Origin of the sequence: Trinickia diaoshuihuensis, assembly GCF_003390925.1 — a bacterium.
Classification (GTDB): domain Bacteria; phylum Pseudomonadota; class Gammaproteobacteria; order Burkholderiales; family Burkholderiaceae; genus Trinickia; species Trinickia diaoshuihuensis.
Window position 1 is genome coordinate 196,236 of sequence record NZ_QUBS01000088.1, and the last position, 13,107, is coordinate 209,342.

The window sequence follows — 13,107 nt, forward strand, 5'->3', positions numbered from 1 at the left end:
GGAAGGGACTTGCCTCCATACGCGTGAATGGGGCTGCTATTGCAGCCAGACGCCGTCGAACCGATGACTGCCCAATGGAGAAAGCGGCAACCCTTTGACCCGTCGCGACGCCGGCAGGAAGACGATCGAATGATCGATCGGCGTAAACGGCACCTGCTGCTTGAAAATGACCTGCGCCTCTCGGTAGAGCGTCGTGCGCTCTTCGACGTTGGGCATCGAGCGCGCTTGCTCGATCAGCGCGTTGAATTTCGCGTCGCACCACTTCGAGAGATTGCTGCCATGCACCGCGTCGCAGCCGAGCAGCGTGCCGAGCCAGTTATCGGGGTCGCCGTTGTCGCCCGACCAGCCATACAGGATCGCATCGTGTTCGCCGCCCTGCTTCGCGCGCCGGTTGTATTCGCCCCACTCGTAGCTGACGATCTTCGCGCGCACGCCGATCTTGGCCCAGTCCTGCTGAATCAATTGCGCCATCAGTTGCGCATTGGGATTGTAGGGCCGCTGCACCGGCATCGCCCACAGCGTGATTTCGAATCCGCTCGGAAAACCCGCTTGCGCGAGCAACGCCTTCGCGCGCGCGGGGTCGAAGGGTGCATCCTTCAACGTGTTGTCGTACGACCATTGCGCGGGCGGCATCGGATTCGTCGCAACGGTCGCGTTGCCGGCGAATACCGCTTGGATGATCGCCGGCTTGTCGATCGCCATGTCGAGCGCGCGGCGCACGTCCACACGATCGAGCGGCGCATGCTGGGTGTTATACGCGACGAAGCCGACGTTGAAGCCGACGCCGGAGACCGTCGTCAGCGTGGGATTGCGCTTCACGGTGTCGATGTCGACCGGACGCGGAAACGCCGATACTTGGCATTCGCCGTTCGCGAGCTTTTGAATGCGTGCGGCTGGGTCGGGCGTGATAGCGAAGATGAGATGGTCGAGCTTTACTTCCCCGGGCAGCCAATAGTCGGGATTCGCGTCGTACCGGATCAGCGCATCCTTCTGATACGAGCGGAATACGAACGGTCCCGTCCCGATCGGCCTTTGGTTGATGTCCGCCTCGCGATGCTCGCGGCTTAGCTGCGCGGCATATTCCGCCGATAGGATCGACGCGAAGCTCATGGCGAGATTGCGCACGAAGATGACGTCGGGCTCCTTGAGTTGGAAGCGCACCGTGTAGTCATCGATTTTCTCGATGCGTTCGATGCTTCGATCGAAGCCTAAATCGCTGAAGTACGGGAAACTCGCCGGGTAGGCCTTGCGGAACGGATCGTCCGGCTTGAGCATCCGGTTGAACGTAAAGAGCACGTCGTCGGCGTCGAACTCGCGCGTCGGGCGGAACCATGGCGTCGTGTGGAATTTGACGCCATGGCGTAGATGAAACGTGTACGCCCGGCCGTCGCTGGAGACCTCCCAACTCGCGGCAAGCGCCGGTTCGGGATCGAGCGTGCCTCGGCGAAACTGAACGAGTTCGTTGTAGACGGTGTAGGTGCTTGCGTCGAAGTCGGTGCTCGTCGTGTGTTGCCCGGGATCGAAGCCGGCGGGACTGCCTTCGGAGCAGAATACGAGCGTCTTGCCGGAAGCGGCGTTGGCGGGCAGGCTCAGTAGCGCCGGGATGACAGCCAGCAGACACCGGAGGATCGTGGAACGCCAAATACGCGCGACGACCATCGAGCCAAGCGCGCGACAATTCACCGAAGGTGGATTCATGGGGATCACGCCGAAAAATGACTATTCGATTCTCGGCGGACGGTTTTGCGCGCGCCACCAATAAATCGGCAGAACATTATTTGCGGCAGTGCTAAACAAGGCCCACGAGCCCCGCTCAGATATCGAAAAACACCGTCTCCCGGCCGCCGTCGGGCGTGTCTTGCAAACGGATATCGAGCGAGTAGACGGCCACACCGTCACGCTCGGTGCGCGGCGCGATCATCGTTTGGCGCCGCACTTCCCATTCGATTCCAGTCAGCACGGGATCGCATCGATTGGCCTCGATCTCGTCGCCGAAATAAAGCCGTGTATGCAATCCCGCATTGATGCCGCGTGCAAACAGAACGATGCAAACGTGCGGCGCTTGCATCGTGCCGCCCGGGCCGGGCAAAGCGCCGGGCTTGATCGTGTCGAAACGGAAGATGCCGGTTTCGAAATCGGCGCCCGCCCGTCCCCAGCCTCGGAAAGAAGGATCGATCGGCAAATCCCGGCTGTCGCCGGGATGCGCATATTTGCCGTCGGCATTCGCCTGCCAGATCTCGACGAGCACGTCCCGCACGAGCGTGCCCGTGCCGTCGAACACGCGCCCTTCGATCGCAATGCGCTCCCCGCGCGTTTCGGCCGTGGCCAGTTCGTGGCCGAAATTATTCTCGAAAATGTCGAAGCCCGCTTGCTTGGGCGCAAGGCCAATGTGGACGTAGGGGCCGCCCGTCTGCGAAGCCGTCTCGGGTAAACGAACGGGACCGAACGCAGTCAACGGAGAGAAGATGGCGCGATTCGTCATGTCATTTGTCTCCGCGCCGCGTCGGCTCGAAATAGGTCATGCGGCGTCCGCGCAGGGTGATGTCGAAGCGGTAGCAACGGCTATCGAGCGCGATGTTGTTGCCCGGGTCCTGCAGCGCAATCAATCCGCGCACCTGCTCTTCGCTCGGGAGCGTTTTGATGATGGGGCACTGGGCAATGAGCGGATCGCCTTCGAAGTACATCTGCGTGATCAGTCGCTGCGCCCATCCGTCGCCGATCAGCGAATAATGAATATGCGACGGGCGCCAATCGTTGATCCGATTACGCCATGGGTAAGGTCCCGGCTTGATCGTGCGATAAACGTAATAGCCGTTTTCATCGGTCAGCATGCGTCCGCAACCGCCGAAGTTCGGATCGATCGGTGCGATGTACTTGTCGTTGCGATGGCGGTAACGGCCGCCCGCATTCGCTTGCCAAACTTCGACGAGCGCATTCGGAACGGGGCGCCCGAATTCGTCGCGAACAAAGCCATGCACGACGATGCGCTCGCCGACCGGCAATCCTTCCTTGGCGAAATTGAGGATGAGGTCGTTGTCGAGCGGCCCCAGTTCGTCCGCTCGAAATACGGGGGCCGTCCGCTCCGATAGTGTGTTCAGCGTCGAAATCAACGCATTGCGCGGCGAGCGCAGCACGCTCGTCTTGTAGCCTGGCGTAAAGGCCGGCGGATGCAACGCCGTATCGCGCTGGGCGAAATCGCCGTAGAGGCGGCCGGAATCGGCCGTCGGCATGTCTGACATGATCAATACACTCCGCAAGAATGAGCCCGGCGCCGCAAGTGGTTCAAGCGCGACCTTACGGCGTTCACTTTAGGGCCCCAAGGCACGCGCGTAAATTGACTTCGGTTCCGTCATTCCATAACCTGCGGTAATGGAAACCCGCATCAGCTTTCGTCACGTCAGTTGTTTTCTCGCGATCGCGCGAGAGCGGCACCTTGGCCGCGCCGCGCAGCAGTTGAATCTGACGCAGCCCGCCGTTTCAAAAACGCTGGCCGAACTCGAATCGCTCGCCAATGTTCGTCTGGTCGAACGGGGACGGCACGGCGCGCGTCTGACGCCGGCCGGCGAGCACTTCCTGCGCTACGCCGTCGGCGTGGCGAACGCGATGGAATCGGCCGCGGGCGCCTTGCAAGGCCCCGTCGCACCTCCTATGCCGATTCTCGAACTCGGCGCTTTGCCGACGGTGGCAAGCGGCGTGCTGCCCGATGCGCTGATTCGACTACGCGAGCGCGAGCCGCAAACGGGCGTGCGGCTTCATACGGCGACGAACCAAGTGCTGCTTTCCGCGCTGAAGGCAGGACGCCTCGACTGCGTGGTCGGCCGGATGGCGGAGCCTTCGGCGATGCAAGGCCTATCGTTCGAACTGCTTTATGCCGAACCGCTCGTCATGGCCGTGCAGCCGCGCCATCCATTGCTGGATGCACGCCCCGTCTCCCCGCAGGCCGTACTCGAGTACCCGCTCGTCGTGGCGCCCGCCGGCACGGTGCCCCGGCTTCACACCGACGCCTTCTTCGACGCCCATGCGTTGCACGTCCCGGGCAACTGCACGGAGACGCTATCCGTATCCGTTGCACGATTGCTGGCTCGGCGTTCGAACGCAGTGTGGATCACGCCGGAATTCGCCGCACGGGACGATCTCGATCGCGGCGAACTCGCTCGGTTGCCGCTGCCCGTGGCCAATGCGGAGGAGCCCGTGGGACTGTTGCGCCGCAGCGCGGGAGAGCCCTTGGAGAGGGTCGAGGCACTGGCCGAGATCTTGCGCGCGCTGACGAACGGCGACCCAAGGCATACCCGACCGAGCGAGCGCCGCGCTACCCGGCGCAGCCCCCGCTGAACAAGCGAGACAGCCGGATCGAGCGCACGACACGTCGGCCCGGGCTTGACCCTTACCCTACCGCGCGCATACGATCGAGGTCGCAGCGTTCGATATTCCGCTGGTTGTGCGATTACCGAACAACTTTTTTCTCCTCATCGAAGCTCGTCCCCATGTTCGCGTACGAAGGCCGACTCAACGACCGACTCACCTCGACCGATGCCATGCTGGCGATTTTTGCGCCGGCGTCCACGGTACAGCGGATGCTGGACGTCGAAGCGGCGCTCGCGCGCGCACTAGCGGCTGCCGGCGTCATTCCGGCCGATGCGGTGGCGCCGATCGAAGCGGCTTGCCAGGCCGATCGAATCGACGGCGAAGCACTCACTGCCGCGGCGGCCCGTGCCGGCAATCTCGCCATCCCCCTCGTCAAGCAACTGACGGCCCGCGTCGCGGAGCGCGCTGCCGAGGCCGCCAAATACGTCCATTGGGGTGCAACGAGTCAAGACATCATCGATAGCGGCATGGTGCTGCAACTGCGCGATGCGCTAGATCGGATCGAAACGGGCGTCGATGCGTTGTGTGATGTGCTCGCGCGTCAGGCAGCGGCATACCGCGACACGCCGATGATCGGGCGCACCTGGCTGCAGCAGGCGTTGCCGATCACATTGGGCTTGAAGTTCGCGCAATGGCTCGATGCACTCGAGCGGCACCGCACGCGGCTCGCTCAGTTGCGCGAGCGCGCCCTTGCCTTGCAATTCGGCGGAGCGGCCGGCACGCTCGCCAGCCTCGGCGATGCAGCGCCCGCGGTGGCACAAGCACTCGCGAGTGCCCTTTCGCTCCCGCTGCCCAGCCTGCCTTGGCATACGCAGCGAGACCGCGTGACAGAGGCCGCGACTGTGCTGGGCCTGCTGACGGGCACGCTCGGCAAGATCGCGCGAGACATTTCTCTGCACATGCAAACCGAAGTGGGCGAATTGGCAGAGCCGTCCGGGTCGGGCAAAGGCGGGTCGTCGACGATGCCGCACAAGCGCAATCCCGTCGGCTGTGCCGCCGCGCTGACGGCCGCGGCCCGCGTGCCGGGCCTCGTCGCCACGATGCTTTCAGCCATGGTGCAGGAGCACGAGCGCGCGCTCGGCGGTTGGCAGGCCGAGTGGGAAACGCTGCCCGACATCGCTCGCCTGTGCGCCGGCGCCCTGGCGAACGTCACAGAAGTCGTAGCGGGGCTCGACGTCGATACCGCACGGCTTGCCGCGAATCTGGACATGACGCGAGGCTTGATCCTGGGCGAATCCGTGATGCTTGCGCTCGGCGCATCGATCGGGCGGTTGCGGGCGCACGAGCTCGTCGAACACGCCTCCCGTGAGGCTGTGCGCAGCGGACGCGGCTTGCGCGAGGTACTCGGCGACAACCCCGACGTCACGCGCGTGCTCGGCAACGCGCAACTCGATGCATTGTTCGATCCCGCCAATTACAGCGGACAGGCGCGGCAATTTGTCGATGCCGTGCTCGAATGCTATCGCGGCGCGCACTCATAAACGGGCCTTCATCCGAATTGATCGGCGACTACACAAATGACTGACGACGAACGTTATGAAGCGGGCATGCAAGTGCGCCGCGCCGTGCTTGGCGATGCGCACGTGGACCGCTCGCTTGCCAATCGAACTGCGTTGACGGAAGAGTTTCAGGGTTTCATCACGCGCTATGCGTGGGGCGAGATCTGGACGCGCGAAGGATTGCCGCGCCATACACGCAGCCTCTTGACGATCGCGATGATGGTCGCGCTCAACCGCGGCGAAGAGTTGGCACTCCATTTGCGCGCCGCGAAGAACAATGGCGTGACCCGCGACGAAATCAAGGAAGTGCTGCTGCAGACCGCGGTTTATTGCGGCGTGCCCGCGGCCAATTCGGCGTTCCATCTCGCCGACCGGATCTTCCGTGAGGAAGACGATCAGACGTAGCGTCGTTTCGGCGATCGAATCCAGTAGCGTCGCCACGCATCGGCGATCTCTCGGATAGACGGAGGTGGCGCGATCACTCGGCCAAAAAGCGCAAAACGGCATCGGTGAACGCGTCCGCCGCCTCAATATTCGACAGATGGGATGCCTCGAGTTCGGCGACTCGGGCACCGACCACGCGCTCCGCGATGAACCGTGCGTCGTCGACCGTCGTTACCGGATCGTGCGCGCCGGCGACGACGAGCGTGGGACACGCAATACGCGCGATGTCTTCGCGCAGGTCCGCATCGCCGAGCGCCTCGCAGCAGGCCGCATATCCTTCGGGCGAAAGCGACCGCAGCCGAGCGGTCAACGTTTCGACGGTCGAGGGTTGCGCTGCGATGAAGCGCGGCGTAAACCATCGCCCGGCCGCCCCGTCGGCCACTTCGGCGAGCCCTTGCCGGCGAACGAGCTCCGCGCGAGCGCGCCAACCTTCCCGCGTGCCGATGCGTGCCGCCGTGTTGGAAACGACGAGCTTATCGATCCGCGTTCCAGCATGCACACCGAGCCATTGCCCCGTGAGCCCGCCCATCGATATCCCCACGAAGTGCGCGCGTTCGATATCGAGCGAATCGAGCAGATCGATGACGTCGCGACCGAGCGCCTCGATCGTGTAGGAACCCGGCGGCACCGCGGAGCGTCCATGACCGCGCGCGTCATAGCGCAGCACACGAAACTTCGCCTGCAACGCATCGATCTGCGGGTTCCACATGTCGAGCGTGGTGCCGAGCGAATTCGAGAGGACGATGACCGGCGCGTCGGCCGGCCCGGAGAGCTCATGATGAAGCGTCGTCATAGTGGCCGTGATTCCCATGTTGTTGCAAGCGATCGGCGTCGAACGATCAAACTCGCTCGATGACGACGGCGATGCCTTGTCCAACGCCGATGCACATCGTGCACAGCGCATAGCGTCCGCCTATACGCGCGAGCTGGTACGTCGCGGTGGTCGCGAGCCGGGCCCCCGAGGCGCCGAGCGGGTGGCCGAGCGCGATGGCGCCTCCGTTGGGATTGACACGCTCATCGTCATCGGCAAGTTCGAGGCTGCGCGTGACCGCAAGCGCCTGCGATGCGAACGCTTCGTTCAACTCGATGACGTCCATCCGATCGAGCGTGAGTCCCGCGCGTTCGAGGACCTTGCGCACGGCTTGCGCGGGACCGAAGCCCATGATGCGCGGCGCAATGCCCGCTGTCGCCATGGCAACGATGCGTGCGCGCGGCGTCAGGCCATAGCGTGCCGCTTCGCGCTCGTTGGAAAGCAGCAGCGCGCAAGCGCCGTCGTTGACACCCGACGAATTGCCGGCCGTCACGGTGCCGTCCGGACGCACGACGCCCTTCAGCTTCGCGAGCGCTTCGAGGGAAGTGGCGCGAGGATGCTCGTCCTTGGCGACGATGATGGGCTCGCCCTTTTTCTGCGCAACGCTCACGGGAATCAACTCGTCGTCGAAGCGCCGCGCCTCTTGCGCGGCGGCGACGCGCAGTTGGCTACGCAGCGCGAACTTGTCTTGGTCCTCGCGGCCGATCGCAAACTCGACCGCCACGTTCTCGGCCGTTTCCGGCATCGAATCGATGCCATACATCGCCTTCATCGCCGGGTTGACGAAGCGCCAGCCGATGGTCGTATCCTCGATCTTCGCCGAGCGGCTGAAGGCCGTCTCGGCCTTGCCCATGACGAACGGTGCACGGCTCATGCTCTCCACGCCACCCGCGATCATGAGGCTCGTCTCGCCCGTCTTGATCGCGCGCGCCGCCGTGCCGAGCGCATCGAGCCCCGAGCCGCAGAGGCGGTTCACGGTGCCGCCCGGCACGTCGACGGGCAATCCCGCGAGTAGCGCCGCCATACGCGCGACGTTGCGATTATCTTCACCGGCTTGGTTCGCGCAGCCGTAGATGACGTCGTCCACCGCGCTCCAATCCACGCTTTTGTTGCGCTCCATGAGCGCTTTGATCGGCAGCGCGGCGAGATCGTCGGCGCGCACGCTGGACAACGCGCCGCCGTAGCGGCCGATGGGCGTTCGGATTGCATCGCAGATGAAGGCTTCTTCCATGATCTATTTCCTGTTTGTCAGGCATGCGTGGCCGAGGTTGCGAGGATCAGCGGCACGGGGGTCACTTTCTGTAGCTCGTCGAAGCTCAAGCCTTCGACGAGGTCGATGACTTCGAGCCCGCGCGCTGTGATGTCGATGACGGCAAGGTCGCTATAGATGCGATCGACGCAGCCAATGCCCGTGAGCGGATAAGTGCAGCGCTCGACGAGCTTGCATTCGCCCTGCTTCGTTAGATGATCGGTCATGACGAACACCTTCTTCGCGCCGATCGCCAAATCCATCGCGCCGCCGACCGCGGGAATCGCATCGGGCGCGCCCGTGTGCCAGTTCGCGAGATCGCCGCGCGCCGAGACCTGAAACGCGCCGAGCACACAGATGTCGAGATGGCCGCCGCGCATCATCGCGAATGAATCGCCGTGGTGAAAAAAGCAGCCGCCTTCGAGGAGCGTAACGGGCTCCTTGCCGGCGTTGATAAGCTCGGGGTCCTCTTGACCGGGCGCCGGCGCGGGGCCCATGCCGAGCAAACCGTTCTCGCTCTGCAGGAAGATCTCGCGCTCTTTCGGCAGGTAATTGGCCACCTTCGTCGGCAGACCGATGCCGAGATTCACATAGGCGCCTTCGGGAATATCTTGCGCGACGCGGCGTGCCATGTCGTCGCGGGTCCATTTGTTCATGCTTTGCTCCTCTCCACTCACGCGGCCAGCGCCGCTCGACCACTCACGGCCACGACGCGTTTGACGAAGATGCCCGGTGTGACGACGGCCTCGGGATCGAGCGTGCCGAGCGGGACGATCTCGCTCACCTGCGCGATCGTGACCGACGCGGCCATCGCCATGATCGGCCCGAAGTTGCGCGCCGTCTTGCGGTAGACGAGGTTGCCCCAGCGATCGCCGCGATAAGCCTTGATCAATGCAAAGTCGGCCTTGATCGGATGTTCGAGCACGTACTGCTTGCCGTCGATCTCGCGCGTCTCCTTGCCTTCGGCGAGCAAGGTGCCGTAACCCGTCGGCGTAAAGATCGCGCCGAGCCCCGCTCCCGCCGCTTGAATGCGGACGGCGAGGTTGCCCTGCGGCACGAGTTCGAGCTCGATCTCCCCCGCGCGATAAAGCGCGTCGAACACTTGCGAATCCGCCTGACGCGGAAACGAGCAAACGATCTTGCGCACGCGTCGCGCTTTTAGCAGCGCGGCAAGCCCGATTTCGCCATTACCCGCGTTGTTGTTGACGATCGTGAGGTCTTTTGCGCCTTGCGCGATCAAGGCATCGATGAGCTCGGCAGGTTGTCCGGCCGTGCCGAAGCCGCCAATCATCACGGTGGCGCCGTCGAAGATGCCGGCCACGGCCTCTTCCGGCGAAGAAACGGTTTTGTCGATCATGGGAGCTGTGGCGCTCGAAGGAGCGCCTGGGTCGCTGTCGGGAGCACTCAATGTAAGGACGGGCGACAGTGACGGTCAAGTGCGATAATCGAAATACTGTGCGATCATCGAACACGTACGCCAACGTCATCGCCCGAAAAGGGCCGTCCGCGCGCACCAGAATGGAGCATCCGTTCGATTACCGAACGCCTCTATTAGAATGTGGCCGGTTACCGTGGAAAACTTTGATATGAATGAGCCGCTTTACCCATCTGCTGCCGCGCCGGCAACGCCCACGGCTGACGCTGAGCCCGCCGTCGATCAACCGAGCGAATCCGATCCCGACTTCATGACTTCGCTCGCGCGGGGGCTCGCCGTGATTCAAGCGTTCTCGCCGCAGCGTCGCGTCCTGACCATGTCGCAGATTAGTCAACGGACGGGGATTCCGCGTGCCGCGGTCAGGCGCTGCTTGCATACCCTGGGCAAGCTGGGCTTCGTTACTGCCGAAGAGGGTCGCAATTTTTCTCTGCGTCCGCGCATCCTCGCGCTCGGCCACGCTTACCTCGCGTCGACGCCGCTCGCGAACGCCGCACAGCCCGTGTTGCGCCACATCAGCAACACATTGAACGAATCGAGCTCTGTAGCGATTCTCGACGGCGATGAAATTCTCTATATCGCGCGAGCGTTCACGTCGCGAATCATGACGATCGATCTGCACGTCGGTAGCCGCTTGCCCGCGTATTGCACATCGATGGGTCGCGTGCTGCTGGCTCATCTGCCGAGCGCGGAGCTCGACGGGTACCTCGAGCGCGCGAAGCTGATTCAGTACACGACCAATACGATCGTTTCGCCCGAGGGCTTGCGCGAAGCCTTGGAATCGGTGCGCCGCGACGGCTACGCCATCAACGATCAGGAACTCGAGATTGGTCTGCGCTCGATCGCCGTGCCGATCACGGCGCCGGACGGGCGCGTCGTGGCCGCGCTCAATGTCGGCGCTCAAGCCGCGCGCGTGCCGGTGGCGGAAATGCGCGACCGTTTCCTGCCGGTCTTGAAAGACGGCGCGCGAGAGCTTGGGTTACTGCTGACTTGACTAGTTCTCGACGGCCCGACGCATCACCGTCACGAATCTCTCGGCAATCGCCGGCAACGTCCTGCCTCTTCGTTTTACGACGGCGATCGACCGCACGAACGCGGGATGATCGATCGCCTTCGCGACGAGCCCCGGTTCGGCGCGCAACTCGCGCGCGCTCTCCGGTAGGATGGTCACACCGAGACCGGCACGGACCATCGCCACGGCGGTCATCATGTAGGTCGGTTCGCACGCAATATCGAGCGGCTCGCGCGATTCGCTGAGGGCGGCATCGACGACCGCGCGCACGCTCGTTCCCGGCGCGGTGAGCACGAGAGACGCCCGCGCGAGATCGTTCAGACCAATTGAACGTTTCTTCGCCAGCGGGTGCTCACGCGGACACACGGCGACGAGCCGGTCCGCACCCGAGCACAGCACTTCGAGCAGTGGGTCGAAGACGTCGCCGCCCGTGAGACCGATGTCCGCTTCCTCGGAGCGCACGAGCGCATTGACGGTACTGGCCACGACATCACGCACTTGAAACGCCACGCGCGGCACCTCCCGCTTGATGCGGATGACCAGTTCCGGCAACACGCTTGCCGCGAACGTCGGCAGACATGCGATACGTATCGTGCCGCTCTGCCCTTCGCCCAGCGCACGCGCGTCGCGCAGCACGTTCTCCATGTCCAGCAACGACTTGCGCAAAAGCGGCAACAGCTCGCGCCCGGCAGGCGTCAGCGCGACGTTGCGGCTGTTGCGATCAAAAAGACGCGCGCCAACCACTTCCTCCAGCCGCCGAATTTGCACGGTCAGCGCAGGCTGCGACAAATGCAGCCGTTCGGCCGCTCGCGTGAAGCTGCCCGCCTCGGCCACGGCCACGAGCGCGCGGATATCGCGAAGATTCAGATCCATTATGAAGTTCGATAGCTGCAATCAAATCATTTCAATTGTGTAATCGCCGGATCGAACTTACTCTCAGCCGCATCAGAAAACAAGATTCGGAGACACGTCCATGCTGCCGTTGCTTGGCCTGGCCACCATCGTCGTCCTGCTCGGGGCGATACTCTCGAAGCGCATGTCGCCGCTCGTCGCGCTCATCATCGTGCCGATAGCGGCCAGCCTGATCGGCGGGTTTGGCTTGCACACCAGCAAGTTCGTGATCGACGGATTGAAGAGCCTCGCGCCCGTGGTCGGCATGTTCGTATTCGCGATTCTCTACTTCGGCACGATCACCGACGCGGGCGCGCTCGATCCGATCATCGACCGCATCCTGCGCGCGGTCGGCACCAAGCCGACCCGTATCGTCATCGGGACGGCGCTGCTCGCGCTGCTGATCCATCTCGACGGCTCCGGCGCGGTGTGCTTTCTCGTCACGATTCCCGCGATGCTGCCGCTCTACGAACGCTTGAACATGGACAAGCGCGTGCTCGCCGCAGCCGTGTCGATGGCGGCAGGCATCAACTTCCTGCCTTGGACCGGACCGATGATCCGCGCATCCGCATCGCTGCACCTGCCGATTTCATCGCTCTTCAATCCGCTGATACCGGTACAGGCGATCGGCCTCGTGTTCGTCTTCGGCATGGCGTGGATGCTCGGCCGCCGCGAAGAAAAGCGTCTTGGCTATTCGACCTCGACCGGCTCCGCTCCAATGCCAGTGCCCGAACGCAAGCTCAGTCCGGAGGAAAAGGCGCTGCGCCGCCCGCGGAACTTTTGGTTCAACATCGCCCTCACCCTCGTCGTGCTCGGCACGATGGTCGTGATGGGCGAGAAGATTCCACCGGCCATCATGTTCATGGTCGGCCTTTGCATCGCACTGATGGTGAACTACCCGAATGTCGACATGCAGCGAAAGCGCATCGATGCGCACGCGCGCGCCGCGCTGATGATGGCGGGCATTCTGCTGGCCGCCGGCGTCTTCACCGGCATCATGCAAGGCAGCGGCATGCTGAAGGCGATGGCGCAGACGGCCGTCGGCTTCGTCCCGCCCGCGATGGCCGGTCACGTTCCGGTCGCGCTCGGCCTTTTGTCGATGCCGCTCTCCTTGCTGTTCGATCCGGATTCGTTCTATTTCGGCGTGCTGCCGGTGATTGCCGAGGTTGCGTCTCAACTGGGTGTGCCCGCCGTTCACATCGGCCAGGCCGCGCTGCTCGGGCAGATGACCACCGGCTTCCCCGTGAGCCCGCTCACGCCCGCGACGTTCCTCGTCGTCGGCCTGTGCGGCGTCGATCTCGCGGATCACCAGAAGTTCACGTTCCCGCTCTTGTTCGGCGCATCGATCGTGATGACGATCGCGTGCGTCGTGCTGGGCGTCTTTCCGTTGTAAGGGATGAGCAT

General features: G+C 63.6%; 13 protein-coding genes. 5 read left to right on the plus strand and 8 right to left on the minus strand.

Translation table 11 applies throughout. The features are described from left to right. Window positions 1-36: 36 nt before the first annotated feature. The 3 genes from DXT59_RS27075 to pcaH all read right to left on the minus strand — a co-directional run bounded on the left by DXT59_RS27075 (window position 37) and on the right by pcaH (window position 3,230). Window positions 37-1,659, minus strand: a complete 1,623-nt coding sequence (locus DXT59_RS27075) for an ABC transporter substrate-binding protein (RefSeq protein ID WP_116141181.1) — start codon at window positions 1,657-1,659, stop codon at window positions 37-39. A 154-nt stretch (window positions 1,660-1,813) separates the two neighbouring features. Next, a complete protein-coding gene (pcaG, locus tag DXT59_RS27080) occupies window positions 1,814-2,482 on the minus strand; it encodes a protocatechuate 3,4-dioxygenase subunit alpha (protein WP_116141081.1) in 669 nt (222 codons plus the stop codon). Window position 2,483: 1 nt separating this feature from the next. Next, on the minus strand, window positions 2,484-3,230 hold the full coding sequence (gene pcaH / locus DXT59_RS27085) for a protocatechuate 3,4-dioxygenase subunit beta (protein WP_116141083.1): 747 nt from the start codon (window positions 3,228-3,230) through the stop codon (window positions 2,484-2,486). Window positions 3,231-3,369: 139 nt separating this feature from the next. Between pcaH and DXT59_RS27090 the strand changes: the two genes are divergently transcribed. From DXT59_RS27090 to pcaC, 3 genes are all read left to right on the plus strand, one after another. Continuing rightward, the gene (locus DXT59_RS27090) at window positions 3,370-4,332 is read left to right on the plus strand and encodes a LysR substrate-binding domain-containing protein (RefSeq protein WP_116141085.1); all 963 of its coding nucleotides are present in this window, start codon (window positions 3,370-3,372) and stop codon (window positions 4,330-4,332) included. 152 nt (window positions 4,333-4,484) lie between these two features. Then, window positions 4,485-5,846: a 3-carboxy-cis,cis-muconate cycloisomerase gene (locus DXT59_RS27095; RefSeq protein WP_116141087.1), complete on the plus strand. Its 1,362-nt coding sequence runs from the start codon at window positions 4,485-4,487 to the stop codon at window positions 5,844-5,846. A gap of 36 nt (window positions 5,847-5,882) precedes the next feature. Then, window positions 5,883-6,269 (plus strand): 4-carboxymuconolactone decarboxylase, encoded by a 387-nt coding sequence (pcaC, locus tag DXT59_RS27100; protein WP_116141089.1) that lies wholly within the window; start codon window positions 5,883-5,885, stop codon window positions 6,267-6,269. Window positions 6,270-6,342: 73 nt separating this feature from the next. Here pcaC and pcaD read toward each other — a convergent pair whose 3' ends face one another. The 4 genes from pcaD to DXT59_RS27120 are packed head-to-tail and all read right to left on the minus strand — an operon-like array spanning window position 6,343 to window position 9,725. Further along, a complete protein-coding gene (gene pcaD, locus DXT59_RS27105; RefSeq protein WP_116141092.1) occupies window positions 6,343-7,101 on the minus strand; it encodes a 3-oxoadipate enol-lactonase in 759 nt (252 codons plus the stop codon). 46 nt (window positions 7,102-7,147) lie between these two features. Then, window positions 7,148-8,350: a 3-oxoadipyl-CoA thiolase gene (pcaF, locus tag DXT59_RS27110; RefSeq protein ID WP_116141094.1), complete on the minus strand. Its 1,203-nt coding sequence runs from the start codon at window positions 8,348-8,350 to the stop codon at window positions 7,148-7,150. A 17-nt stretch (window positions 8,351-8,367) separates the two neighbouring features. Beyond that, window positions 8,368-9,024 carry a 3-oxoacid CoA-transferase subunit B gene (locus DXT59_RS27115; protein ID WP_116141096.1) on the minus strand — a complete coding sequence of 219 codons (657 nt, stop codon included), beginning with the start codon at window positions 9,022-9,024 and terminating at the stop codon, window positions 8,368-8,370. 17 nt (window positions 9,025-9,041) lie between these two features. Continuing rightward, window positions 9,042-9,725: a 3-oxoacid CoA-transferase subunit A gene (locus DXT59_RS27120; protein ID WP_116141098.1), complete on the minus strand. Its 684-nt coding sequence runs from the start codon at window positions 9,723-9,725 to the stop codon at window positions 9,042-9,044. Between the two features lie 229 nt (window positions 9,726-9,954). Here DXT59_RS27120 and DXT59_RS27125 point away from each other — a divergent pair, with 229 nt between their 5' ends. Then, the gene (locus DXT59_RS27125; RefSeq protein ID WP_116141183.1) at window positions 9,955-10,794 is read left to right on the plus strand and encodes an IclR family transcriptional regulator domain-containing protein; all 840 of its coding nucleotides are present in this window, start codon (window positions 9,955-9,957) and stop codon (window positions 10,792-10,794) included. Here DXT59_RS27125 and DXT59_RS27130 read toward each other — a convergent pair whose 3' ends face one another. Further along, complete coding sequence (locus tag DXT59_RS27130) at window positions 10,795-11,685, minus strand: LysR family transcriptional regulator (RefSeq protein WP_116141100.1); 891 nt, start codon at window positions 11,683-11,685, stop codon at window positions 10,795-10,797. Between the two features lie 100 nt (window positions 11,686-11,785). Between DXT59_RS27130 and DXT59_RS27135 the strand changes: the two genes are divergently transcribed. Next, window positions 11,786-13,096, plus strand: a complete 1,311-nt coding sequence (locus DXT59_RS27135) for a CitMHS family transporter (protein WP_116141102.1) — start codon at window positions 11,786-11,788, stop codon at window positions 13,094-13,096. The last annotated feature ends 11 nt before the right edge of the window (window positions 13,097-13,107 follow it).